Source organism: Paraburkholderia sp. BL18I3N2 (genome assembly GCF_003001875.1).
Lineage (GTDB): Bacteria > Pseudomonadota > Gammaproteobacteria > Burkholderiales > Burkholderiaceae > Paraburkholderia > Paraburkholderia phytofirmans.
The window spans coordinates 1,090,234-1,114,241 of the sequence record NZ_PVNC01000001.1; the positions used below are offsets into that span (position 1 = coordinate 1,090,234).

Here is a 24,008-nt window from a genome sequence, read left to right on the forward strand (position 1 = left end):
CTGTATAGTTTTCTCGAACGGCCTGTATAGAACAATCAGATTTTCCTGACGCATCGAATGGCCTAGATTTGTTCCACCATCTTAACGGAGCGAATCGTGACCACCACAGTCGACCAAATTACCCAGCGCCGCCGCGGCGTCGGCCTCATCGCTCACGACCCGAAACTGTCCGCCGGCGGCTACACGCTGATCGCGCCACAGACAGCAGGCGGGCGCGTGTATCTCGTGGATATCGGCGGCGAGGTCGTGCACGAATGGCAGATGCCGGTGCGTCCTGGCCGTCACGCGGTGATTCTGCCGAACGGCAATCTCGGCTACAACGGCAATCATGCGGACTCGGAAGATCGCTACGCACCGTGGTCGATGTGGCATGGCGGCGATTTCTACGAGGTCACGCCGCAAGGCGAAGTGGTCTGGCGTTACGAAGACCCGGCGCATCACCATGACGCGCAGTGGCTGCCGAACGGCAATCTGCTCTATGCCGCGTGCGCGCCGGTGCCGGCAGGTTTCGCGGATCGCGTGCCGGGTGGCACCGCGCATGGTCCCGAAGAAGCGATGTACGGCGACGTGATTCGCGAAGTGAATCGAGCGGGCGAGCTTGTATGGGAATGGAAGGCCTGGGAGCATCTGAATCCCAAGGACTTTCCTATCGCGCCCGGCTTCGGCCGCTATCACTGGCCGCTCGTGAACGGGCTCGGTGTGAACGCGCAGGGCGAGGTGCTGATGAGTTTGCGCACCACGTCGGGCATCATCGCGGTCGATCGTCAAACGGGCGCCGTAAAAATGCATATTCCACCGAGCGTGGTTTCGCATCAGCATGCGCCGGTGGCGCTCGCCAACGGCAACATTCTCACCTTCGACAACGGCAATTTCCGCGCTGGCGCGCACGTGGTGTTTTCGCGAGTGCTGGAGATCGATCCTGTTAGCCGCGAAGTGGTGTGGTCATACGCGGACGACATGGTGAACATGTTCTACAGCGCGTTCATGGGGAACGCGCAGCGCCTCGCGAACGGCAATACGCACATTACCGAGTCGGCCACGGGGCGTTTATTCGAAGTGACTCCGGCAGGGGACGTGGTGTGGGAATACGTGATTCCGTGGTTCGGCGAATACCCGGATGAAGCGGCGCGTAAAACCGGTCCGGGCCAGTTGAACAGCGTGTTTCAGACCTTCCGCTACAGCCGCGAGCAATTGCCGTGGCTGCGCGCGTAACTGCCGCGCTTCATTGCGCTTCAAACTGCGAGGGTAACGTGAATCCAGAACCCGCCATTCATAGCGTCGACGCGCGCTTGCCCGCGTGGCAGCTCGCGCTGTTCGGCCTGCAACATGTGCTCTCGATGGCCGCTTCGCCCGTCACCGCGGTGTTTCTGGTGTCGCGCATGTTGTCGCTGCCATCGGAGATGACCGTGCATCTGATCGGCGCGACTTTCTTCGTGTGCGGGGCGGGCACGCTGCTGCAATCGCTCGGAGCAGGATCGATCGGCGCGCGTCTGCCCTTCGTGATGGTGCCGGGCGGCGCGCCCGCGATGCTGTTCGCGGTCATCGCGACGCAAACGGATTTGCGCACGGCGGCCGGCGCAGCGATTCTCACCAGTCTGTTCTACTGGATCGTGCTGCCGGTATTCGCGCGCTGCTTGCGGTTCTTTCCCCGCGTGGTGGTGGGCACGATGCTGGTCCTCGTGTCGGTGAGCCTGATTAAGATCTATGCCGGTATCGTGGTTGGACAGCCGGGCACGCCGGGTTTCGCGCGGCCCCAATCGCTTGGACTTGCGCTGCTCACGATCGTGGCCACGCTTGCCGTAGCGCGTCTGTTCAAGGGCACGGTGGGCCGGCTTGCGGTGCTGCTAGGTCTTGCCGCCGGCACGTTCGCCGGTTGGGCGATTGGGTTGATGCCCGCCAATGGGCTGTGGAGCGGGCCGCTCTTCACGCTGCCGACGCTGCTGCCGTTCGGCATGCCGCGTTTCGACGTGCTGGCCGCGCTGCCCATGCTGATCTTCAGCGTGATCTCGATGGCCGAAGCAACGGGCCAGACGGTGGCCGTCGGCGAGATCACGGGCAGGAAGATCGACATGCGCCGCGACGTGCCGCGCACGATTCGCGGCGATGCGCTGGCGTCATCAATCGGCGCGCTGCTGGGCACTTCGCTCATCATCACCAGCGCGGAGAATATCGGCGTCGTGCAAACCACGGGCGTGCGTTCGCGCTACGTCACCGCGACCGCGGGCGCCATGCTGATGCTCATCGCGCTGTTCGCGCCGCTCGCACGCTTTGCTTACGCGATTCCGGCGCCGGTGGTCGGCGGCACCGCGTTGATCGTCTTCGCGATGATCGGCGTGATGGGCATCAATCTGCTCGGCAAGGTCGACCTGCATGTGCGCGGCAATCAGTACACGCTGGCCGCGGCGCTCGTCGTGGGACTGATACCGGTGCTGGTGCCGAATGTTTATGCGGCGTTTCCGGGCTCGTTGCAGATCGTGCTGGGCAACGGCATGGCCGCGGGCACGCTCACGGCGATCGTCGTCAATCTGGTGTTCGGCGCATGGCGCCTAGCACCGGCGGAGAAAGTGCAAACCATCTGATTCCGGCTTTCCACGCCCACGCAGTTTTCCTTCCAACGTTTCACCACACGCCATGAAAATCAAAATCGCTTTCCTCGCGACGCTCGTCGCGGGCTCGGCTGCGCTCGTCGTTTCCTCGACGGCCTTTGCACAGAGCAGTGCCACGCTGTATGGCAGTCTCGACGCAGGTCTCGGTTACGTGAGCAATCTGCACGGCTCATCGGCTTATATCGCGGAGCAGGGCACCCTGCAGGCCGATCGGTTCGGCCTACAGGGTGTGGAGGATATCGGCGCGGGCCGTTCGGTCGTGTTCAGACTCGAGAGCGGTTTCGTCACGACGACTGGCGCCTCCGCGAGCAGCACGACGTTCTTCAATCGCCAGGCGTACGTGGGGCTATCCGATCCGCTGTTCGGTAAGGTGACGCTCGGCCGTCAGACCGACTGGAATTTCGACTGGCTCGGTTCGGTCTCGACGGGACAGCTACTCGGCGACTTCTCCGCGTTTCACCCCGGCAATCTGGATGGTCTCGGCAGCACCTTGCCCGTGCAGTTGTCGAGCACGGTGAAATGGAAAAGCGCCAGCTATAGCGGCCTGACGCTCGGCGCGCTGTATGGATTTCCCGGCGCGGCGGCCAGCAATACCAACGGGCGGACCATCAGCTTCGGCGCCAACTATACGAATGGTCCGCTCAAACTGGTGGCGACGTATTCCGAGTATCGCGACCGTTTGCTGCCGCTGTCGAACGGACTCGGGTTGACTTCGTTCGAAGGGCAGACGCTCGCACCCGGCGCGACCTTCAACGCAAAACAGGTGCGCGAGATGGGCATCGGCGGATCGTACCGGTTCGAGCGGGTGACGCTGCATGCGCTCGCCACCGATGTGCGAATCGCCTCGAACGGCGGCAGCGAGCACTTTCGCAGCTTCGACGGCGGCGCCAATCTGCGGCTGACGCCGGCCGAGGAAGTCGCGGCCGGAGCCTGGACCGCGACGCTCGATGGGCATCGCTGGACGCAATTCACGGTGGCGAACGTGTATTCGTTGTCGAAGACGACGCAGCTTTACGCTGACCTGATGTTCGAGACCGCGGGCGGCGGCGCGGTGGCGAATACGCTTGGGATTGGGGCTGCGTCAGGTGGACGGCAGACGGTGGTTCTTGCCGGGATTCATCATTTGTTCTGAGGCCGCGCGCGTGAGCCGGGTTCGCCGTCGTAGGTGAGCACTCAGTCGCGCCCGGCGGCGCAGCTTAGCCCTTAAGCCTCGGTTACCTGCAGATGATACAAGCCCCAGGGCGACAGTTCGAAGCGGTCCTTGAGCGGCTTGCCCGACAACTCAGGGATGTTGTCCGCGTCGTAGGTAGCCCACAGCGGACCGACTCCGCCAAGCGGCAGCGGTTTGCCGTCCATCCGCGTCGCCACGATGAATCGATAGGCGCGCACCTTGTCGAGCGTCGTCGCGACTGCGTAGCCGTCCACCGCGTGCATGACGATCTGCGTGCTGCCCGCGCTGGGCGCGCCGACGTGTTCGAGCACATTCGTGAGCAGCGGGCCGCTCAAGGTGTGCTGACGGGAATCGTATTCGGTGGTGGGCTTGATCGTCACCGCCGGCATGCCGGCGAGCGAAGCGAAATCGACGGCGTACGCTTCCGAGAACTTCACCTGATGCTTGGCGAGCAACTGGTCGAATGCCGGATCGAGCGCGCCGCGATTGTGGCGCTTGATCGCGCCGGTGATCGTCAGAACGACGGGCAATGCCGCACAGGCTTCTTTCCGGACGCGCTGAGCGCCGAAAGCAGGCGCAGCTGTCACGCCCAGCAGTGCAGCGCTGGTCAGGAAATTGCGTTTATTCATTGCTGGTCTCCGGACGATGAGCAGGGCGACGAGGTTCGGCCAGATCGTCGCGGCCTCTATTGTCGGGTAATTGCCGCTCACTGTCGTTCACGAAGATGCGTGCCGACGCCGACGTGCCCGGCTATCTGATCAGCCGCGTCGCGGAACATGGCCGGCGGCGCGCGGCGGAAATGCGCGAAGTCTCGCAGACGCTGGAAGAAGCCGGCATCACGCCGTTCATGAGCGACGCGTGCGCGCGCCTGCAGGACAATATCGTGGATGCGATGCAGGAAGCTGGTATCGACTACGGCTCGTTAGGCTCGTTAGGGTCGTTAGCCACGCCATTCGACTGGCGCGCTTTCTTCGACGGTCTGCCGGATTAAGCATTCAGACGATCGCACGCGTCCACCGCGACTAACTCGCCGCGATGCTGATCGTGCGCGTCACATCGACCACCGACAGGCGAATCGCATCGATCAATGCGCGCGCGGCAGGCGAGGGCGTGCCCGTCGCGCGCACGGTCAGGCCGATCTCGCGCCGGGTGTTGTGCAACTGCACGTCGAGCACCACCAGTTGCCCGGATTGCACCTCATGATGCAATTGCTGCGCCGATAGCGCGGCCGCCATGTCGGTGCCCAACAGCAGACCGCGAATCACCGCGAGGTCCGCGGTTTCGACCTTGGGCATGGGCGGCTTCACTTTCATGCGCTTGAACTGCGCTTCGAACAGCGCGCGCGCCGGCGCGTGGCTGCGCGGCACGATCCACTGCGCGTCGCGCAGATCCATGATGGTCAGGTTGCGCGCCTGCGCAAGCGGATGATCGCGGCGCACCAGCACCACCATATCTTCCGACATCAGGCGCTCGTTCTTCAGGCCGCTGCTGGCGTCGTTGTCGCGCAGCGCGCCGAGAATGAAATCGATGTCCCCCGCGCGCAGACCCGCGACGAGAGCTTCGTAATTGCTTTCGTCGGTGACGACCCGCACGCCTGGATTTTCCGAGGTCATGCGTGCGATCGCTTTGGGCAGGATCAGCGTGCGGCCGAGCGGCAGCGCGCCCACCGTCACCGAGCCCTGAATCTTGCCGTGCAATGCGGCGATATCGTCGGGCACGTGACGTAGTTCGTTTAGCGCGCGGCGCACGTGCAGCAAAAACGTTTCGCCTTCGGTGGTGAGCAGAATGCCGCGCGGGCTTCGGTGAAAAAGACTCAGGCCGGAGCCGCTTTCCAGCACGCGAATCGCGGTGCTCACGGCGGGCTGGCTGATGCCGAAGGTCTTCGCAGCGCTCGGCATGTGCCGGTGCCGCGCCAGCGCCACGAACAGTTGCAGCCGCCGCGTGTTGAGTAGGTAGGCCGGCAATGCGCCTTCCGCGGCGGGTCGGCGGCGTGCCTGCCGCGCGCCGCACCAGTGCGCGAGCTCTTCCAGCTCCGCAAAAATCCGTTCGCAGCGCTGCAGCACGGCGCGACCCACGGGTGTCGGCAGCATGCCCGACGGGCCGCGGTCGAAGAGCGGCTCGCCGAGCGCGGACTCCAGCTCCTGCACGGAACGCGTGATCGCCGACTGCGCGCGAAACAACGCGGCGGCGGCGCGTGTCGCGCTGCCCATATCGGCGACGAGTCGAAACGCGCGCAACTGCGCGAGGTTGAGCAACTCCTTGCTGCCCGAGGGCGACGGCGTTCTGGTCGACGCCGGGTTGTCGACGGAGGACGTCGTGGCGCCCGTCATGCCGCGCCCGCGATCAGATGCAGCGTGGGCAGCGACAGGTTCAGGCTTTCCTTCGAGATGTGCGTGTGTTCCTTCATCAAGGCTTCCACGCGCGCACCTTCGCCTTTCTTCAGCGCGTCCGCAATCGCGTGATGCTGGCGATGCGCGTACATCAGCATCATGAACTGGCGCTCCCGGGCGGATTCGTCGAAGGCGATCGTGGCGGGCGAGACGAACGGGATCTTGTCGTTCAGGCTCAAGGCCGCGCTCACGGCCGTGTTTTGCGCGGCCTCGATGATGAGCGCATGAAAGCGCCCGTTCATGGCGGCGTAGCGCGCGTCGTCGCCCTGGTTCAGATGCCCCTTGGCAAAGATCTCGTCGCCTTCGCGCAGGCACTCATCGAGCGAGGCAGCCAGCGCCGGGCCCACGCCGCTCTCCGCGACTGAACGCGCGGCGAGTCCTTCGAGCACGCCGCGCACGTCGATGCCGTTCAGCACGTCCTTGACGCTGAAGCGGCGCACGACATAGCCGCGCCCGCCGGAACGGTCCAGCAACCCCTCCGATGACAGCACGCTCAGCGCATAGCGCAGCGGCGTGCGCGATACGCCGAGCCATTGCGCGAGTTGCGCTTCGACGAGCCGTTGGCCGGGCGACAGTTCGCCCGCCAGAATCTTCTCGCGCAGGGTCTGGACAATCGCCTGTTGGGTGGTCTCGTTCATTGCTGTCAACTGGTTGGACGCCGTCAAGTATAGCCATGCAAACGGCGCTTCACCACGCTTCCCGGGAGGCTTGCGACTTTGTTTGAGGATCATCTGTTTTGTTTATTGCGAGCGGCGGGGTGGAAACTCGGCCCAAGACCGCCTGTACACACTTGGGATACCGACGAGGCCATTCGCCGCGCGGGTTGTAGCGTCGCCTTGAACGCGCGAAACCCGCGATTCAGGCCGTTATGGACGAAATTACCCGGCTCGTCTCAGGTTTACCCGCACTTTCTACAACCCCGCGCGATTCTTATCTTCGGATCCCAAGACGGTTGTCACGGACTCCTCGCTGCTGACGGCGGCTTATCCGATCGACGAGCGGTTCCTGCGCGGCACAAAGCGTCTTGCGAGACTTCGCGCGCTGTTATCCGTACGGCATCCCTGATGTGAGACGCGTTTCAAGGAGAGAGACATGAGTGGCAATTTCAGTGTGGGCGGAGCGGAACACGCCGGCAGGCCGGCCGCGTCGCAATCGGCATGGCCGAGTCGCGCCGCGATGATTCGCGCCGGCGTGACCGGCGGGTTGATCGGCGCGGTGGTCATCTGGATTTATGAGGCGCTCGTGTGGGTGGGCGCGCAACACATGATGCCGCTCGCGGGCATTCCTCGCAACGCGACTGGCCTCGTATTCGGCAAAGAGGTGCAGGCATCGCTCGGGATCTGGGCATACGTGGTGGGCACCGCGATTCACTTTGTCTTCGCGAGTGCGTGGGGCGTGCTGTTCGCGGCCATCTGGCCGTACTTCTGCCGACGCGGCTATGAAGCGACTTTGGTGGCGTTGTTCTACGCGGTGCTGGCGTGGATCGCCATGCATGTGGCGATCATGATCGCTTCCGACAACCATCCGAACTATTACGACCCGGCGGTGATCATCGGCGGGTTCATGTCGCACATCTTCTTCACCGTGCCGCTGGCCTTGACGGTCAAACGGCGGCTGCAACAGGCCACGCAATAGTCAGGGCGCCGGCAGAAAAGTATTTCAACAAAAGACGTAGCAATTGGAGATCTGTAGCATGAAAAAAAGTATCAGACGTGTCGACGCCGTGCTGTTCGGCGCGGCGATTGCAGCCGCCGTGCCGGCTTTTGCTCAAAGCAGCGTGACCTTGTACGGTATTGTCGACAACGGCCTGTCGTACGCCAACAATCAGTCGACGCTCGGCTCGACCAAGGGCGGCAAATCGGATGTCAAGATGACCCCTGGCGTATGGGCCGGCAGCCGCTTCGGCCTGAAGGGCGGCGAGGACCTGGGCGGCGGCACGAAGGCGATCTTCCAGCTCGAGTCCGGTTTCAATTCGGCGACGGGCGGCCAGCAATACACCAACGCGATGTTCGGCCGCCAGGCGTGGGTCGGTGTGACGAATCCGGCGTACGGTACCTTCACGGCGGGCCGGCAGTACGCGTCGTATTACCAGTTGCTCTCGCCGTACAGCCCGACCACCTGGATCACCGGCTACTACGGCGCTCACCCGGGCGATATCGACGGCCTCGACACGATCTACCGCGCGAACAACACGTTGGAATACACGTCGCCGAAGTTCTATGGTTTGACGGCGAGCGCCTCGTATTCGCTGGGCGGTGTGGCGGGCAGCACGAACCGTGGTTCGACGTGGTCGACGGCGGTGCAGTATGCAATGGGTCCGGTGGGCCTCGCGGTCGGCTTCTCGCGGATCAACAACTCGACGTTGGGCGGCGGAGCGTGGGGCGCGGATTCGACCACCACCAACGGCGGCTCGCAGATCGGCGTCTCCGCGCTGACGAACGGCTATCAGACCGCGCAGGCACAGCAACGGTTTGCGGTTGGCGGCGGCTACACGTTCAATAGCGCCTGGGATGTCACGGCCACATACTCGAACGTGCAGTACATTCCGGGCACGGGTTCGAAGTTCCATGATACGGAGATATGGAACACCGGTGGTCTGGTGTTGCACTGGAAGCCGGCGATTCCCTGGGACTTCGGCGCGGGATACAGCTACACGCGTGCGACGCGCGCGAACGGCATCGACGACAACGCGCAATATCACCAGTTCAATCTGTCCCAGTACTACTCGTTGTCCAAGCGCACGGGTCTGTACGCGCTGGAGGCGTATCAGAAGGCGAAGGGCAAGACGCTGGGCACCAATGGCGCGGGGCAGATCATCGACGCCACGGCGACGCTCGGCGATGGTTATAACTCGACGCCGTCTTCGTCAGGCAGCCAGGTGGCGGTGGGGGTGGGGATTATTCATAGGTTCTGATTTAAAGTTTTCGTGATGACATGGGCCGGGTTGCGACTGACACACCCGGCCATTTTATTGGCGCGTGCGTTTCCTCGCCGCGCCGTTTCTATTACATCCCAGGTAATTGCCGACCCTCACCCCCGCGCCTAATCTTCGGTTGTCGCGCGGTTCACCCCGAACGCGCTCACTATCGAGGACACATCATGTCGACGTTTCAGGTTCACACCATCGACTCCGCACCGGAACAATCCAAACCGGTATTGCACCAACTCCAGCAGACCTTTGGCTTCATCCCAAACATCGCGGGCGCCATGGCCGAATCGCCCGTGCTGATCGGTGCGTTCATCAATCTGTTTCAGAAAGTCCATTCGGGCACGTTCACGGAAGCGCAGATCCAGACGCTGTTGCTGACGAACGCCGTCACCAATGCATGCACGTGGGCGGTAGCATTTCACACAGCATTGGCGTTGAACGAGGGACTCGCGCCCGCCGATGTCGAAGCGCTTCGAGCCGGCCGGGCGCCTGCGGACCACCAGCATGCCGCGCTTTCCACGTTGACGAAAACCGCGATCCTGAAGCGCGGCCATCTCGACGAGCGCGACGTGAGCGCATTTCTGGGAGCCGGTTTCCGTCGCGATCAGGTACTCGAAGTGCTCGCGGTGGCGGCGGCCTCGACGATCACGAACTACGTGGGAAGCATCACGCAACCACCGCTGGAAGCGCAGTTCCAGGTCCACGCCTGGACGGCTTGATTTTCGTAAGGCAAGGCGCGCTCGGCGCTAGCGAGTATGCTGACCGACGAGGTTCGGCCGAGTTGCGCTCGCCGAACCCGTTATCTGTATCGTTTTGCGGACAGGAACACACGATGAATCCTGCGAACCCACTCAAAAAAACGCCACCGAACGATCTCGGCGTCTTGATGCGCCACTGGCGGGATGTACGCGGCATCAGCCAACTGGACCTGTCGTTTAACGCGGGCGTGTCACAGCGTCATATCAGCTTCATCGAAAGCGGACGCAGCGCGCCCAGCCGCCAGATGCTGATGGACATCGCGCAGGCACTCGACATCCCTCTGCGCGAACGTAACACGCTGCTGCTGGCCGCAGGCTACGCGCCGATGTATGCCGACGCCGCCTGGAATGCACGAGAAATGCAAAGCGTCACGAATGCGCTCGGACGCATGCTGCGTCAGCATGAACCGTTTCCGGCACTGGTCATGGACCGCTACTGGAATGTGCTGATGACCAACGAGGCGGCGCCGCGCTTCTTCAATTGCTTCATCGACATGGCGGCGCGCAAGGGGCCGCGCAACATGCTGCATCTGGTGTTCGATCCGGACGGTATGCGCCCATTCGTGAGCGACTGGCAGACCGTGGCGGCCAGTCTGATTCAGCGGGTCTACCGCGAGTCGGTAGGGCGCGTGATCGATGATCGGACGCGCGAATTGCTCGACGCGTTGCGCGCCTACCCGGATGTGGCAAAGAACAGGGAGCCGGGGCATCCCGAATCGGCCGCCGGGGCCGCGTCGGCGGCGGCCATGCCGGTGATCCCGATCGGCTTCGTCAAAAACGGCTACGTCATGAAGTATTTCTCGATGGTCGCGACCGTAGGCACGCCGCAGACGATCGCAGCGCAGGAGTTGCGTCTCGAATGCATGTTCCCCGCCGACGACGAAACCGAAGCCCGTCATCTGGAGATGCTCGACGCGGCGTCGCAGTCGCAGCGCTAGGTTAATTGGCAAGCGCCGCCGCAGCCGCCGCCGTTGAACCGCGGCGCCGCGTTGAAGCTTTAAAACTTATGCCGCACACCGATGCTGACAATCGCCTGCGACTGCGCCGCCGACGAGTGGCCATTACCCTTGTCGCTAACCGATGCGGTAGCCGTGACCGGATTGCCGAGCGCATCCAGCGTGCCGCCCGACGCGTGCTGGTAACCACCCATCAGATAGACAGTCGAACGCTTGGACAGCGCATATTGCCCGCCGAGCGTCACGTTGTGATACTGCGCGCGCTCATCCACGCCATCCACTTCGCCGCCACGCGTGTAGCTGTAGCCCGCGAACAGTTGCACGGCGGGACGGATCGTCCATTGTCCGAACACGCCCGCGATATTGAACGTGGCGTGCCCCTTGAACAGCGAGTCCGCGCCGGAGCGATACTGCACGTTGCTGTAATTCACGCCGACGATCGCCGGCCCGAAGTCGTACGTCGCGCCCGTCGCGATGATCTGTTGCGATTGCGCGCTCGCGTAGCCTTCGTTGATCGATGAATTGAACAGGCCGTCGTCCGTGCCGTTCCACTTGCCGTAAGTCGTATCCTGCGTACCGGTCTTGCTGTTGTCTGAGCGTTCGTAGCCGACGCCCACATGCAACGGGCCGTTGCCGTAGGCGGCACCCACGCTCCAGGTGTTCTGCTGCTTCAGGCTGCCGGGCTGGCCGCCGAAACCGTACAGTGCGCCGAACGTGAAACCCGCATAGTTCGCGCTCGTGTACTTGATAGAGTTGTTGACGCGCGCGGTCTGATCCAGATCGTCGATATCGCCCGGATGCGCGCCGTAACCGCCGACCATCGCCACCGGCGCGACAGGCGAAACGAAGTCGTTCAGCGAGGTGTACTGACGGCCCAGCGTGATCGTGCCGTACTGCTTGCTGCCGACGCCCACGTACGCCTGACGGCCGAACAGGCCGCCGTTCTGGCCGGTCTTGCCGTTCGTGATATCGAAGCCGTCCTCGAGCTGGAACAATGCATTCCAGCCGCCACCCAGGTCCTCCCGACCCTTGATGCCCCAGCGGCTTCCGGAGAGGTTGCCGCTCGTCACGGCGACGTTCGAGTGGCCGCTATAGTTTCGGGTGGTGCCGGTGCGCTCGTTGCTGCGGTACGAAACGCCCGCATCCACGATGCCGTACAGCACGACGGAACTCTGCGCGGACGCAATGCCGGCGAACGACATCAACAGGGGGGCGGCAATCCATTGCTTTTTCATCGTATTCATAGCCTTGTTGGAACTTCTATCTCAAGTCGCCTGAATGGCGATCTCTCTTTTTCTCCGCGCGCACTGATGCCCGCTCCTAAGCAACGGTGCGGACTATGTGAAGCAGGGGAAGGTGGGCGCAGCGGCGCTTGCCATGCGCGTGACGCGTCCCTTGAGTGGGACGCGTCACACGAGGCCGCGTGCGATCAGTTACTCAGCGCTGCGCCTGGCGGCATGTCGGGCGCGTGCACCGTAACGGTCTTGCGGACTTTTGCGACATCCGTCGCGCTGACCGTTGAACCGGTGTTGCCCCAACTGGTGCGCACGAAGTTGGTCACATCCGCGACTTCCTGATCGTTCAGGCGCCAGCCGAAGGCCGGCATCGTGAACGAGGAGGGCGCGGTCTTCGTGCCTTCGAGCGTGCTGCCGGTGAGCAGCACGTGAATCAGCGAGGCGGCGTCCTTGCCCTGCACAACCGGATTGCCGCCTAATGCCGGAAACACGCGGTTGTAGCCGCGACCGTCGCTGCGGTGGCAGGCCGTGCAGTTGTCGCGATAGACGGCCGCGCCCGGTGCGGTGGCGTCGCCCATGCGCAGGGCGCGCGCGGCCGTGTCGTCGTACGCGTACGGCGTCTCCTGCGGATCGGTCGACGGCAGCGTCTTCAGATAACGCGCGATCGCGGCGAGATCGGCGTCGTTCATGTGCTGCATGCTGTGCTGCACGACGTCCGTCATGCCGCCGAACGCCGCACTGTGCTGCGTGCGTCCGGTCTTCAGGAACTGCACGAGATCGGCTTCGCTCCACGCGCCGACGCCGGTGCGCGGATTGCCGCGCAAGCTCGAGGGGACCCAGCCGTCGATCGCCGCGCCGCCCGCGAGAAACGCCGGGCCGTCGAGGTCGCTCAGCGCGCGCTCCTGCATCGTCGCCGCGCGCGGTGTGTGGCACGCGCCGCAGTGACCGAGCCCTTGCACGAGGTAGGCGCCGCGCGCAATCACGGGATCGGCGTAACGCTTCGCGTCGAACGAAACCGGCTCGGGCGCGAACAGGTGACGCCAGATGCCGAGCGGCCAGCGCATCGACAGCGGCCAGACGATGTCGACCGGTTTGTTCTTCTGGTTCACCGGCGCGACGCCGTGTGCGAAGTACGCATACAGCGCGTGCATGTCGTCCTGGCTCAGGCGTGCATACGATGGGAACGGCATGGCCGGATACAGCGTGTCGCCGTTCGGCTTCACGCCGGCGCGCACTGCGCGATCGAACTGCGCGAAGGTCCACGAGCCGATGCCGGTGTTGCGGTCCGGCGTGATATTGGTCGAGTAGATCGCGCCGATTGGCGTGTCGAATTTCAGCCCGCCGGCGAAAGGCTTGCCTGAGGGCGCCGAATGACACGCGATGCAATCGCCGGCCCGCGCGAGATACTCGCCGTGCGCGATCAGCGTTGCGTCGTTCGGGCTTTGTGGCGCTGCCGCGTGGGCGGCAAGTGTGGTCATGCCAAGCACGGCCGCCGCGCCCACGCGTTTGAACGCCTGCGCGAGGCGTTGGATATCGATCTTCTTCGTCATACGCTCACCAGCGGCCCGGGGTTCTTCAGATACTGCGTGCGGATCGCCCGCGCCGACCAGTAAGCCAGCGCCGCGACGAGGCCGGTCGGGTTATAGCCGATGCCCTGCGGAAATGCCGAGGCGCCCATCACGAATACGTTGTGCACGTCCCAGCTTTGCAGGTAGCGGTTCAGCACGCTCGTCTTCGGATCGGTGCCCATCACCGCGCCGCCCACCAGGTGAGTGGTCTGATAGCGGCGTGAGTCGAAGTGCGCGCCGAATTCGCGCGTGTAGACGTTGATCGACTTCGGGCCCATCTGCTGCGCGATCTTCTGCATCTGGCCGGTCACGTAGCGGGCCATCTTGATGTCGTTGTCCTTCCAGTCGAAGGTCATGCGCAGCAGCGGCTGGCCGTATGAATCGCGGTAGGTCGGATCGAGGTCGAGGAACACGTCGCGGTACGACATGTTGCTGCCGTGCGCATCCATCGAAATGGTGTGCGCGTAGTGGTCTTTCACCGACTTCTTCCAGTCGGCGCCCCAGTTCGGCGTGCCGGCCGGCGTGGCGATGCCGCTGATCGGCTTGGCGCCCGCCTGGTTTACCCACAACGGCGATCCGCCGACGAAACCCAGCGGGCCGTGATCGAAGTTGTCGGCATTGAAGTCGTCGACCGCGACGCCGTTGCCGCCCGCGCCGATGAACGGATTGGTGAACGTGTCCTTGTCGAAGAACGCGGTGATGGTCGAGAGGTTCTGGTACGCGAAATTGCGGCCGACCACGCCTTCGCCGGAGATAGGGTCATACGGCTTGCCGATACCCGAGAGCAGAAGCAGATGGACGTTGTGATACTGGAACGCCGCGACGATCACGAGATCGGCCGGCTGAAACACCTCGTTGCCCGCCGGATCGACATACGTCACGCCCTTGGCGCGCTTTTTCGTGTCGTCGAGTTCGACGCGCAGCACGTGGCAGCGCGAGCGCAACTCGAAGTTCGGCGACTGTTTCAGCGCGGGCAGAATGTTCAAATTCGGCGACGCCTTCGAATACATGTAGCACGCGTAGCCGCTGCAGAATCCGCAGAAATTGCACGGGCCCATCTGCACGCCGTACGGGTTGGTGTACGGCCCCGACGTATTCGCCGATGGCAGCCGGTACGGATTCAGCCCGAGTTCGCGCGCGGCCTTGCCGAAGCGCTCCGCCGAATACGTGTTCAGTTGCGCGGCGAGCGGAAAATTGTCGCTGCGCGGCGCTTCGTAAATGTTGCCGTCGCCGACTACCTTGCCGTTGACTTTGTACGCCTGGCCCGAGGTGCCGAACACTTTCTCGGCAAAGTCGAAATGTGGTTCGAGTTCGTCGTAGCTGACGCCGTAATCCTGAATCGTCATGCCTTCGGGAATGAAGCGCTTGCCGTAGCGTTCCTCGTAGTGGCTCTTCAGACGGAGCTCTTCCGGCGTGATGCGGAAGTGCACGCCCGACCAGTGCAGGCCCGCGCCGCCGACGCCTTCGCCCGGCAGAAATGCAGCCAACTGGCGATACGGCAGAGCGGTATCGGTTGGTGCATGACGGATCGACACGGTGGTCTTCGAGAGATCGAGGAAGAGTTTCTTGCGGACGTTGTAAGTCAGCTCGTCGATCGTGTTCGGATACGCGCCGTCCGGATAGGTGTCGCGATACTCGCCGCGTTCGAGCGCGACCACTTTGAGGCCGGCTTCGGTGAGTTCCTTCGCGAGAATCGCCCCGGTCCAGCCGAAGCCGACGATCACCGCGTCGACGTGCGGTTTGGTTTGAGTAGACATCAGCTGCGCTTTCCTTCGATCGACACGGGGCCATACGGATAAGCCGCGCCGTTCTGATTGACGAAGTCCATGAAATCGGCGCGCGCGCCGGGGAAGCCGATCATCTTCCAGCCGCCCATATCGCGGTTGCCGCCGTGGATCGGATCGCAGAAGTAGCCTTCGCGCGTGTTTTGCAGCAGTTGTCCGAAGAACACTCCGGCCGGCACGTTGTCCAGATCGACCTTGCCTTTCTCGAGCGCGCCGAGCACGGTGTCGCGTGTGGCGGGATCGAGGGCATCGAAGGGATGCGCGTAAGTCTTCGTGCAGTACGCGTTGACTGCCGCGATGCCGAGGCGGTACAGATCGCGTGGCACGAGTTTCAACTGGTAGCCGAGTTCAGGCGCGCCCTGCGTGAACGGGCCCTGCATGTACCAGAGCGCGCCGTGCGCGTACGGCGTCTCCATCTGCCGGTCGATGAATTCGGGCACGCCGGCTTCGACGGCGCCGGGGCCTTCGCTGTCCGACGGAATCAGACGGTCGACCGCGGCGTGGATGAACGCCCATTCCTTCGCGTCGAAGAAATGCGGCTTGTAGTCCACGCCGGACGCGCGGCCCGCGTTCGCGCTTTCGCTCGAACCCGGCGCGGAGGCCGTCGTGGATTGCTTGACCTCGCAGCCGGCGAGCGTGCCGGCCGGAACCAGAGCGATGGCCGTACGTAAAAAGCCGCGGCGAGAGCTAATAGGAGATGAAGGCATGTTGTTCTAGTCACCATATTGGAGCGCGCAATTGCGTTCCGGCAGTCATCGGATTGCCGGCGGGATGATAGATGGAACCGGTTCCAAAGTCTTGCGACTTTTTTACAATAACTTGTTTCGTGGAGTGATGAAATGTCGCATGTCGGCAAAAAACCCTTTTAAATCAAGGGGAGTGCCAAACCAGAATAGGGCGGCGACGGCTTTTCTTCAAACGCTAGTGACGGGAGGCGCCTGTTGTGAGAACGAAACAGGAACGTGTCGAGGTCTTTGAGGGGGCGAAGGCGTGTGTGACAGCGCGCTGCGTTATTCGCGGCATTGATCTGTCGGTGTACGTCGAGCCGGTTAGGACGGTGGATGCTGGCGTGTTTGACGCGACTCACGCCGCACATGTTTCTGATGTCGCTAACGGTGGTCTTGTAACGATCGCGGGCGGCACGCCGTCAGCGCGGAAAGTAAATCGCCACGAAACCCGGATTCTGATTCGTCGCACCACTCGCCGGAATGCCTTGTTCGACCAGCACGGTCTGCTGCGCGGCGTTGTGGTAAATCCTCAACCTGATGGTCTGCGGATTCGCGGGTTGTCTGCTGTCGAGATAGCCGGCATCCGACAACATCGAGGCAGCCTGTGCCGCCGTGAAGCTCTGATTGACTGTCGTGACGGTGGTGGACGGATTGCCGTCGAACACGTTATCGGAGAAACTGCCGTCCGCGTTGACCGTCAAGGTGGACGACGGTGAAGGCGCGCCTTCTGCCTTCGCGCCGCAGTTTTCCCAGCCGTCGAACACAGCGCCGCTTGCGCCGAGCGTCGTCCAGTTTGCGGACGGCGTGGCCGACGCACTCCAGGTATTGTCCAGCAGCGCGGCCACGCTCTTGATATTGACGCCCGCGTTGACGCCGCTCACCGTGCCGATACTGTTCGTGGGCGCCGACACACATGCCGTGCCGGCGCCCGCGACGTTGGTGGCCAGATGCGTCGACACGAGCGCGTTGTTGCCCGCTACGAGCAGCGGGGCAGCGACGGGACTCACCAGCATGGCGTTGACGGTCGTCGTCGCCGCGATGACCGACAGCGAAACGGCACCGACGCCGCCGAGCGTCGTGCTGTTCTGATACGCCGACGCATTCGAAGACGGAGCGGGCGGCGCACCGGCACTGTCACCACCACTGCCACCACTGCCACCGCCGCCTCCGCATGCGGCAACCAGCGCAGCGACGGCGAACGCGGCGGCGGTGCATCCTGCTCTGTGCATCATGTCGTTCGCTCCCGGCGCGCGGCCTCTCAAGGTTGCGGCAGCAAAGTCGCGGACACGGCCCTCGCGTTCGCAATGAAGACGTTGGTGGCGTCGTCCTGCAGCAGATAGCCCTGGCTGACCAGCGCGTTCGCCGCGGCCGCGACCGCGGCCTGATACTTCGAGCGGCTGCCGCCATACAGCGTGGCGAGCGTGGTGCGCGTATCGGTGCCGCCGGCCTGCGCGGCGGCGTTCACCGCGAACGGAATCGCGGCGCCGTTCGAAATGCAGCCGTCGCCGATCGCATGTCCTGCGCCACGATAGTTCCAGCCGGTGTAAGTGGCGAGCGGGGCGGCGACGTCGGGCACCAGCACGCCTGACGTTTCGTTGCCGTTGGCATCCACTTTCGGCACGAGAATCGTGTACGCCTGCGCGGTGTTCACCACGGGAACCGCGTTGCTATAGTCGGTCACGAACAACTGGTTGTACTCGCCATTGAAGGTCAATTGCAGCGAGGTGGGCGTCGCGGCGGCACCGCTTGGCACCATGACGTTGGTCAGCGATGGGAAACCCACCGCGGCTTGGGTCGGCGCGACCAGCGTGCCGGCCGCTACGGTCGGATATTGCGAAGCGGGCGGCGGCGTGCCCTTGCCGACCCAGGCAACGAGTGCCGGGATCAGCGCGCGTTCGACGGGTGTTTCTTCGACCGGCGAGCCCGGCAACCGGCATAGACTGCCCGCGGCCGGAACGGTCATGTTGCCGGTCGTGACGCCACTGCCGCCGCCGTGCTGCGTGCCTGCCACCAGGTAGTAGCGCACATTCGCGGGCAGCTGGATGTCGTTGCCTCGTCCGTCGGTCACGACCAGCGACGCCGCGCCGCCCCACCACTCGAACGCGCCGTCGAGCTGCATGATCTTCGGACAGGTGTTGGTGGCCGTGCATGCTTTCAGAATGCCGTCGGTGGCGCCACTGACGGGGTCGGTCGTGGTCGCGTAAGTGAACGGGAACTGGAAGCCCGGCATGAAGTGATCTTCGTGCTGCTTCGACCAGCGGCCGGGCTGCGCGAACGCCGCGTTGGTCCACGTGCGGCGCGCAGCCGAGATGATCGGGAACATGCCGTCGAACACGATCTTGCCGTGCTTGTCGACGTTGAAGCCTTGATACAGGAAGTCCTTCATGAAGCGGCCCGATTGCGAAATCCCTTCGCCGATCGCGATATCGAAGTTCGTGCTGGTCGAGCAGGTCGTGGCCGCGCATCCCGCGTTCTTCAGATCGTTGAGCGGATTGGCGACGCCTTGCGCGTCGGCCGCATCGTATCGAAGGAACGACACCAGGTCGCGCAAGGCGGCGAAACCGATGCCGTCGACGGTCGGCGCGGCGGCCTGATAGACGAAGCTGTAAATGGTCCCCGCGTCAGGCGCAACCTGCGTGCCGTTCGGGCCCGGCACGCTGGCGGGCGGCGTGAAGGTGACGGAATAATTGCCTTCGTAGACATTGTTCGGCGTACTGACGTAGCTCCAGGTCGTCACCGGCTGCGACGGCGCGGTATAGGTTTCGAGGCCGCCTGGAATGCTGCCGTACGTGCTGAGCCACGACTGGCGCGCGGTGAACGTGACCGAACTCTTGTCGGACAGATTGGCCGGCGGATACGTCAACGGAATAGTGGTGGGCGGGCCGCCCGCATAGTCTGGGATGAATTCCTCGCGGCTCAGGCCGGTCATCGGCGTGCCGTCCTTGTTGGTCGCCACCGGGAAGCTGGCGCCGAGCAGGCCGGCGCCGGACGTGGTGCTGTTGCCGGCGAGCGGCACGTCGCCTTGCCAGCCGCTCCACAGGATCGTATAGCCGTTGCGCAGCAGCGATGGGAAGCTGGACGAGGGCGCCGCGCCGGTATCGAGCGCGCCGCCGCCCACGAACGACGCCGCGCCGATCTTGCTGCCGCGATTCACGACGTCGTAGAACAGCACGCGTTTGGCGGCCGACGCGTTCTGCGGGCGCAGGATCACCACGTCGGTCGTATAGGCGACGTAGCCGTCGCTGCCGACCGGCGCGTTCTTGAGGTTCACGATGCCCGCATTGAGCGGGTCGTTCGGATCGAGTTCGCCGTGTACGACCGCGCTGATCACCTGGTAGGGCCCCGCCGCGCCGGCCGGCGTCGCGCCGCCGAACGCCGGTGCGCTCGACACGATCTGGAAGCTCTGGATGAAGCCGGCGCCCTTCGCCGTGGCGGGCGAGGACGACGACACGTTGTCGTGCCCGCAGCCAGCGAGCAACGCGATTCCGACACCGACTCCTACGGATACAGCTACCGACTGCACCTTCATGGTCAGGCCTCCGAACACGGTCAGGGAAAAGGAATGCGCGCGTGTGGATGCGACGGACCGTGATCGGGCGAACAACGCCGATATGCCCAAATTGGCCTGTCAATATTTTGTAAGGCGTTTATCTTTATATTTATAAGCCTCATCCGTATTTATAATTCGACCGACACTGTTCTCAACTATCGTTTACGCGTACGGTGGCAGGATGCTCGTTGTGGTCAACTCGATTCCGTGTGGAGTCCAAACATGACAAACAAGCTCACGCTCGCAGACCGGCTGCGCGAATCCATCGAGGAAGCCATTGCGACCGGCGACCTGCCGCCGGGCGCGCGGCTCGACGAGGCCGAATTGATCGCGCGCTTCGAGGTGTCCAGAACGCCCGTGCGCGAAGCGCTTCTCCAATTGGCGGCTGCAGGTATGGTGGAGATGCGGCCGCGGCATGGCGCCGTGGTCGCGAAGATCAGCCTGCACAGGTTGATCGAGATGTTCGAGGTGATGGCCGAACTCGAGGCGATGTGCAGCCGCCTTGCCGCGCGGCGCATGAACGCGCAGGAGTTGCAGACGCTGCGCGAGGCGCATGTCGCCTGTCAGAAAGCGCGCGACGCCGGCAGCCCGGACGAGTATTTCCATCTGAACGAGCGCTTTCACTGCCTGATCTATCAGGGCAGCCACAACAGTTTTCTGCATGACCAGGCGAAGGCGCTCCATAAACTGCTGCGCCCGTACCGGCGTTTGCAGTTGCGCGTCAAAGGGCGCGTGGCCGCCTCGTTCGATGAACACCAGGCGGTCGTGGATGCGCTCGAAGCCGGCGATGGCGAAGCTGCCGCCGCCGCGTTGAGAGGGCACATTCTGGTTCAGGGCGAACGCTTCGGCGACCTGATTGCCGCGCTTGCGCAAGTCAGCGCGCAATAGCGGCGTGGCGCTTGCCTCGTGTGCGACGCGGCGAGTTCTTTTACCTCACGCCGCGCCGAGAAAGCGCCGGTGTCCTTGCACTGAGGTCATGTCGTGTCTGCGGATGACTTTTTCTGGCTTATAGGGAACCAGGCATGGCCGGGTTCCGCCGGCGTCGACGCGTCTTACGGTGTTCGTTGCGTAGTGTAGGCAGCAAAGAGGCTAATCGAAAGCCGGTTGTGGGAATGACCGGCCGGCCCGGAGAAGGGCGTTACACTTGCCCATCTTTTTTGCCAGGCTCCCTTCATGCCGACGCCGGGTTCTTCGGGCTCACCGCGTATGAAGCAGCAACAATGGAAAACCTTCTCAAGAAACTCGACCTCACCTCGCTGCGCCTGTTCGTCGCCGTCTGCCAGGAGCGCAATATCGCGCGCGCGGCGGAGCGCGAGTTCATCGCATCGTCCGCGGTAAGCCGGCGCATCGCCGAGATCGAGGCGGTGATCGGCTTGCCGGTGATCCAGCGCCAGCCGCGCGGCATCACCGTGACGCCGGTCGGCGAGACCGTGCTGCGCTACGCGCTGGCGATCATCGGCAATATCGAGCAGATGAGCGCGGAGCTGTCGCGCTTTTCGTCGGGCGCGAAAGGGCGCGTGCGGGTGGTGGCGAATCTGTCCTCGATCGTGCAGTTTCTACCGGAAGACGTGGCCGCGTTCGGGCGCGCGTTTCCGGAGGTGTCGATCGAACTGGAAGAGGAAAATAGCGCCGACGTGCTGCGGATTGTCGGTGAACACGCGGCGGACTTCGGCATCTGCAACCCGGTGGCGGGCAGCGAGACGTTCGAGCAGGTGCCGTACCGGCAGGATCGGCTGGCGGTGCTGGTGCCGGGCGGCCATCGGCTCGCCGGCGCGTTGCGGGTGAGCTTCGACGACCTGCTCGATGACAGCTTCGTCGGGCTGCGCAGCGAGAGCGCGCTGACGCAACTGCTCACGCAGCAGGCAGCCGGGGTGGGGCGGCAACTCGACGTGAAGATTCGCGTCAGCAGTCTCGACGCACTCTGCCGGATGGTGCATGCCGGGCTCGGCATCGCGATCGTGCCCGAACAGGTCGGGCTGCTCTATTTAAATGCGCTCGACGTGAGCCTGCTGTCTCTGAGCGATGCGTGGGCGGTGCGCCGCCTCATCATGATCTTCAAGGCGCGCGATCAGTTGAGCGCGAGCGCGGCGGCGCTGGTCGGGTTTCTCGGCAAGGGCGGTTGACGCGAGCCACGGCGCGCGAATTGGCGCAGGCGTGTCTGCGCCGGTGGCCGGCTGTCGTATGCCGGCGGTGACGCGCCAACGCCCGGACCACCGTGTCCAGCACGATGCGCCAATCATCGCCAAACGAGAGGTCTGCGTTGCCGCACCGGCACTTCGGCATTGCCCGCGCGCGCCGTATAGTGATCGCAAGGAGAAGGCATATGAGCGACACGATTCGTCTGGACGGCCGCGTACTGTACCTGTCCCAGGACCCCGCGGTGATCGAGGCGCAACTCGCCGGCGAGAACTTCACGCGCGCCGCGGCCGGTCCGCTTCGCGACGACGTCTCCACCGATGAGATCACGCCGGTCACCGTCATGCTCACCTATGACGAGCGCCTCGGCCAGTTTCCGTATGTGGGCTTCAAGGCCGGCGAGAGCATGCCGATCGGCCGCGATGCGGTGAAGAACGGCGGCTTCCAGGTGACGGTGGCGGGCAAGCGCTACGGCAAGGGATCGTCGCGCGAATCGAGTCCGTTGGCGGAACTCTCGGCCGGCATCCGGCTGATCGTTGCGGAAAGCTTCGAGCGGATCTATCAACAGAATTGCGACAACATCGGCATTCTCACCACCACAGACTTTTCCGTGCTCGATCGATTGAGCGCGGGAGAAGCGGTGCCGATCGACGAATTTCTCAAAGGACGCGACGCGCTCACGCAGCAGATCATTCGCAGCGGCGGCCTGCTCGCGTACAGCAAGTTCGCCGACTGGCCCGCGCCGCGCGTGGGCGATAGCGCTAACGCTGACGCTGACATGGCGCAAGCCGCGCAGCCGAAGACGCTGGTCGAGAAGATCATCGAGCGGCATCTGCATCCGGCCAGCGTGGGCGCGCAGCGCGGCGACGGCGTGTTCATCGCCGCGGACTGGCGTTTCAGCCACGATTACTTCACCGGCATGTGCGCGCATCTGATGCATCGGGCGTTCGGCAAGCCCGCGCCGCTGCACGAGCCGGATCACATCATCGCGTTCCAGGATCATCTGGTGCTCGCATCGCAAAGCATTCCGCACGTGCGCGACGGCCTGCTGCCAGGCGTCGCCAATCTGATGGAAGGGCACACGTCGTTCTCGCGCGACTATCCGGTGCGCTCGCACGGCGCGCTCGACGGCATGCCGGGCTCCGAAGGCATCTGTCATGCGTTGATGGCCGAGCAATACGCGTTGCCGGGACAGGTGGCGTGCGGCACCGATTCGCATACGCCGCATTCGGGCGCGCTCGGCTGCCTCGCATTCGGTGCCGGCGCAACGGAAATCGCCAATAGCTGGGTGACGGGCTATGTGCGCTGCAAAGTGCCGGAGACGCTGCGCATCGAAATCAGCGGTCATTTGCGCGACGGCGTGACCGCGAAGGACGTGGTGCTGTATCTGCTGCAAATGGACGCGATCCGCTCGGGCGGCGCGATCGGCCTCGTGTTCGAATACGGCGGTTCGGTGGTGCGGGCGATGTCGATCGACGAGCGCGCGACCTTGACCAACATGGTCGCGGAACTGGGCGGCTTCACCGGCATCGTGGAACCGGACGAGCGCACGGCGGCGTTTCTCAAAGAGCGGCGCGGTGTCGATTTCGCCCTTGAAAACTGGATGAAAAGCGATGCGGGCGCCACCTATCGCGACACGATCCGTATCGACGCAAGCGCGATCCAACCGATGCTCGCGCGTCCCGGCGACCCCGGCAACGGCGTGCCGGCACCGCAACTGGAACGGGATGTCGCCATCGATATCGCTTACGGCGGCTCGTGCACGGCAGGCAAACGCGAAGACTTCGATTTCTATCACGAGGTGCTGCATTGGGGCGTCGAGCAAGGTCTTAGCGTGCCGAAGGGGACGCGTCTCTACTTGCAGTTCGGCACCATGGCGGTGCGCGCGTATTGCGAGGAGCGCGGCTATTTGCCGGTCTTCGAGCGCGCGGGCGTGACGCTCGTCATGCCGGGCTGCGGGTCGTGCGCGAACTGCGGGCCGGGCCAATCGGCCGAGGCGAACGAAGTGACGATCAGCGCGATCAACCGCAATTTCCCGGGCCGTTCGGGACCGGGCAATGTGTGGCTCGCGAGTCCGTACACGGTGGCGGCGAGCGCGCTGGCCGGAAAAATCACGACCTTCGAACAGTTGAAGCGCGCACGCGGCTAGAATGCTGGCCGGACCTTGGGGCCCGGCATCGTGGTGCGTGTGACGCGC

The 24,008-nt window shown here is 63.9% G+C and carries 20 protein-coding genes; 11 read left to right on the forward strand and 9 right to left on the reverse strand.

From position 1 onward, the window contains the following. Positions 1–96 precede the first annotated feature (96 nt). Genes B0G75_RS05010 through B0G75_RS05020 form a run of 3 tightly spaced genes read left to right on the forward strand, consistent with a single transcriptional unit; the run spans position 97 to position 3,738 of the window. Complete coding sequence (locus tag B0G75_RS05010) at positions 97–1,212, forward strand: aryl-sulfate sulfotransferase (protein WP_106301241.1); 1,116 nt, start codon at positions 97–99, stop codon at positions 1,210–1,212. 38 nt (positions 1,213–1,250) lie between these two features. After that, on the forward strand, positions 1,251–2,579 hold the full coding sequence (locus tag B0G75_RS05015) for a uracil-xanthine permease family protein (RefSeq protein WP_106301244.1): 1,329 nt from the start codon (positions 1,251–1,253) through the stop codon (positions 2,577–2,579). Positions 2,580–2,631: 52 nt separating this feature from the next. Further along, on the forward strand, positions 2,632–3,738 hold the full coding sequence (locus B0G75_RS05020; RefSeq protein ID WP_106301247.1) for a porin: 1,107 nt from the start codon (positions 2,632–2,634) through the stop codon (positions 3,736–3,738). A gap of 71 nt (positions 3,739–3,809) precedes the next feature. On the opposite strand, the gene B0G75_RS05025 is transcribed toward B0G75_RS05020, so the two are convergent. Then, positions 3,810–4,406, reverse strand: coding sequence for a molybdopterin-dependent oxidoreductase (locus B0G75_RS05025; protein WP_106301250.1), 597 nt, complete (start codon positions 4,404–4,406; stop codon positions 3,810–3,812). Between the two features lie 95 nt (positions 4,407–4,501). Here B0G75_RS05025 and B0G75_RS05030 point away from each other — a divergent pair, with 95 nt between their 5' ends. After that, entirely contained in the window at positions 4,502–4,768 is a 267-nt protein-coding gene (locus B0G75_RS05030) for a DUF1932 domain-containing protein (protein WP_258194223.1), read from the forward strand. A 31-nt stretch (positions 4,769–4,799) separates the two neighbouring features. On the opposite strand, the gene B0G75_RS05035 is transcribed toward B0G75_RS05030, so the two are convergent. Then, positions 4,800–6,107 carry a LysR family transcriptional regulator gene (locus B0G75_RS05035; RefSeq protein WP_106301254.1) on the reverse strand — a complete coding sequence of 436 codons (1,308 nt, stop codon included), beginning with the start codon at positions 6,105–6,107 and terminating at the stop codon, positions 4,800–4,802. After that, complete coding sequence (locus tag B0G75_RS05040; protein ID WP_106301257.1) at positions 6,104–6,805, reverse strand: GntR family transcriptional regulator; 702 nt, start codon at positions 6,803–6,805, stop codon at positions 6,104–6,106. The genes B0G75_RS05035 and B0G75_RS05040 overlap by 4 nt, the downstream gene beginning before the upstream one ends. 454 nt (positions 6,806–7,259) lie before the next feature. Here B0G75_RS05040 and B0G75_RS05045 point away from each other — a divergent pair, with 454 nt between their 5' ends. The 4 genes from B0G75_RS05045 (at position 7,260) to B0G75_RS05060 (ending at position 10,792) form a co-directional block, all read left to right on the forward strand. Continuing rightward, a complete protein-coding gene (locus tag B0G75_RS05045; RefSeq protein WP_106301260.1) occupies positions 7,260–7,802 on the forward strand; it encodes a hypothetical protein in 543 nt (180 codons plus the stop codon). Positions 7,803–7,860: 58 nt separating this feature from the next. Further along, positions 7,861–9,081 carry a porin gene (locus B0G75_RS05050; RefSeq protein ID WP_106301263.1) on the forward strand — a complete coding sequence of 407 codons (1,221 nt, stop codon included), beginning with the start codon at positions 7,861–7,863 and terminating at the stop codon, positions 9,079–9,081. Between the two features lie 185 nt (positions 9,082–9,266). Then, the gene (locus tag B0G75_RS05055; protein WP_106301265.1) at positions 9,267–9,815 is read left to right on the forward strand and encodes a carboxymuconolactone decarboxylase family protein; all 549 of its coding nucleotides are present in this window, start codon (positions 9,267–9,269) and stop codon (positions 9,813–9,815) included. Positions 9,816–9,928: 113 nt separating this feature from the next. Further along, the gene (locus B0G75_RS05060) at positions 9,929–10,792 is read left to right on the forward strand and encodes a helix-turn-helix domain-containing protein (RefSeq protein WP_106301268.1); all 864 of its coding nucleotides are present in this window, start codon (positions 9,929–9,931) and stop codon (positions 10,790–10,792) included. Between the two features lie 59 nt (positions 10,793–10,851). Here the strand turns inward: B0G75_RS05060 and B0G75_RS05065 are convergent, their stop codons facing one another. The 6 genes from B0G75_RS05065 to B0G75_RS05090 form a co-directional block, all read right to left on the reverse strand. Next, positions 10,852–12,045, reverse strand: coding sequence for a porin (locus B0G75_RS05065; protein WP_106301924.1), 1,194 nt, complete (start codon positions 12,043–12,045; stop codon positions 10,852–10,854). A 194-nt stretch (positions 12,046–12,239) separates the two neighbouring features. Then, positions 12,240–13,595, reverse strand: a complete 1,356-nt coding sequence (locus B0G75_RS05070; RefSeq protein WP_106301271.1) for a cytochrome c — start codon at positions 13,593–13,595, stop codon at positions 12,240–12,242. Then, a complete protein-coding gene (locus tag B0G75_RS05075; RefSeq protein WP_106301274.1) occupies positions 13,592–15,370 on the reverse strand; it encodes a GMC family oxidoreductase in 1,779 nt (592 codons plus the stop codon). Before B0G75_RS05075 ends, B0G75_RS05070 begins: the two co-directional genes overlap by 4 nt. Further along, on the reverse strand, positions 15,370–16,104 hold the full coding sequence (locus B0G75_RS05080; RefSeq protein ID WP_106301277.1) for a gluconate 2-dehydrogenase subunit 3 family protein: 735 nt from the start codon (positions 16,102–16,104) through the stop codon (positions 15,370–15,372). The genes B0G75_RS05075 and B0G75_RS05080 overlap by 1 nt, the downstream gene beginning before the upstream one ends. 440 nt (positions 16,105–16,544) lie before the next feature. Then, entirely contained in the window at positions 16,545–17,357 is an 813-nt protein-coding gene (locus B0G75_RS05085) for a hypothetical protein (protein ID WP_106301280.1), read from the reverse strand. A 26-nt stretch (positions 17,358–17,383) separates the two neighbouring features. Beyond that, complete coding sequence (locus tag B0G75_RS05090) at positions 17,384–19,654, reverse strand: alpha/beta hydrolase domain-containing protein (RefSeq protein WP_106301283.1); 2,271 nt, start codon at positions 19,652–19,654, stop codon at positions 17,384–17,386. Between the two features lie 243 nt (positions 19,655–19,897). On the opposite strand from B0G75_RS05090, the gene B0G75_RS05095 reads away from it, so the two are divergent. The 3 genes from B0G75_RS05095 to B0G75_RS05105 all read left to right on the forward strand — a co-directional run bounded on the left by B0G75_RS05095 (position 19,898) and on the right by B0G75_RS05105 (position 23,960). Further along, entirely contained in the window at positions 19,898–20,563 is a 666-nt protein-coding gene (locus B0G75_RS05095) for a GntR family transcriptional regulator (RefSeq protein ID WP_106301286.1), read from the forward strand. Positions 20,564–20,895: 332 nt separating this feature from the next. After that, on the forward strand, positions 20,896–21,798 hold the full coding sequence (locus B0G75_RS05100) for a LysR family transcriptional regulator (RefSeq protein WP_106301289.1): 903 nt from the start codon (positions 20,896–20,898) through the stop codon (positions 21,796–21,798). Positions 21,799–21,998: 200 nt separating this feature from the next. After that, the gene (locus B0G75_RS05105; RefSeq protein ID WP_106301292.1) at positions 21,999–23,960 is read left to right on the forward strand and encodes an aconitase family protein; all 1,962 of its coding nucleotides are present in this window, start codon (positions 21,999–22,001) and stop codon (positions 23,958–23,960) included. Positions 23,961–24,008: the final 48 nt, after the last annotated feature.

Excerpts from the sequence above, each read along its gene's own strand:
- B0G75_RS05020 (WP_106301247.1), top strand. The coding sequence starts at position 2,632 with ATGAAAATCAAAATCGCTTTCCTCGCGACGCTCGTCGCGGGCTCGGCT.
- B0G75_RS05025 (WP_106301250.1), bottom strand. The coding sequence starts at position 4,406 with ATGAATAAACGCAATTTCCTGACCAGCGCTGCACTGCTGGGCGTGACA.
- B0G75_RS05030 (WP_258194223.1), top strand. The coding sequence starts at position 4,502 with ATGCGTGCCGACGCCGACGTGCCCGGCTATCTGATCAGCCGCGTCGCG.
- B0G75_RS05035 (WP_106301254.1), bottom strand. The coding sequence starts at position 6,107 with ATGACGGGCGCCACGACGTCCTCCGTCGACAACCCGGCGTCGACCAGA.
- B0G75_RS05040 (WP_106301257.1), bottom strand. The coding sequence starts at position 6,805 with ATGAACGAGACCACCCAACAGGCGATTGTCCAGACCCTGCGCGAGAAG.
- B0G75_RS05045 (WP_106301260.1), top strand. The coding sequence starts at position 7,260 with ATGAGTGGCAATTTCAGTGTGGGCGGAGCGGAACACGCCGGCAGGCCG.
- B0G75_RS05050 (WP_106301263.1), top strand. The coding sequence starts at position 7,861 with ATGAAAAAAAGTATCAGACGTGTCGACGCCGTGCTGTTCGGCGCGGCG.
- B0G75_RS05055 (WP_106301265.1), top strand. The coding sequence starts at position 9,267 with ATGTCGACGTTTCAGGTTCACACCATCGACTCCGCACCGGAACAATCC.
- B0G75_RS05060 (WP_106301268.1), top strand. The coding sequence starts at position 9,929 with ATGAATCCTGCGAACCCACTCAAAAAAACGCCACCGAACGATCTCGGC.
- B0G75_RS05065 (WP_106301924.1), bottom strand. The coding sequence starts at position 12,045 with ATGAAAAAGCAATGGATTGCCGCCCCCCTGTTGATGTCGTTCGCCGGC.
- B0G75_RS05070 (WP_106301271.1), bottom strand. The coding sequence starts at position 13,595 with ATGACGAAGAAGATCGATATCCAACGCCTCGCGCAGGCGTTCAAACGC.
- B0G75_RS05075 (WP_106301274.1), bottom strand. The coding sequence starts at position 15,370 with ATGTCTACTCAAACCAAACCGCACGTCGACGCGGTGATCGTCGGCTTC.
- B0G75_RS05080 (WP_106301277.1), bottom strand. The coding sequence starts at position 16,104 with ATGCCTTCATCTCCTATTAGCTCTCGCCGCGGCTTTTTACGTACGGCC.
- B0G75_RS05085 (WP_106301280.1), bottom strand. The coding sequence starts at position 17,357 with ATGATGCACAGAGCAGGATGCACCGCCGCCGCGTTCGCCGTCGCTGCG.
- B0G75_RS05090 (WP_106301283.1), bottom strand. The coding sequence starts at position 19,654 with ATGAAGGTGCAGTCGGTAGCTGTATCCGTAGGAGTCGGTGTCGGAATC.
- B0G75_RS05095 (WP_106301286.1), top strand. The coding sequence starts at position 19,898 with ATGACAAACAAGCTCACGCTCGCAGACCGGCTGCGCGAATCCATCGAG.
- B0G75_RS05100 (WP_106301289.1), top strand. The coding sequence starts at position 20,896 with ATGGAAAACCTTCTCAAGAAACTCGACCTCACCTCGCTGCGCCTGTTC.
- B0G75_RS05105 (WP_106301292.1), top strand. The coding sequence starts at position 21,999 with ATGAGCGACACGATTCGTCTGGACGGCCGCGTACTGTACCTGTCCCAG.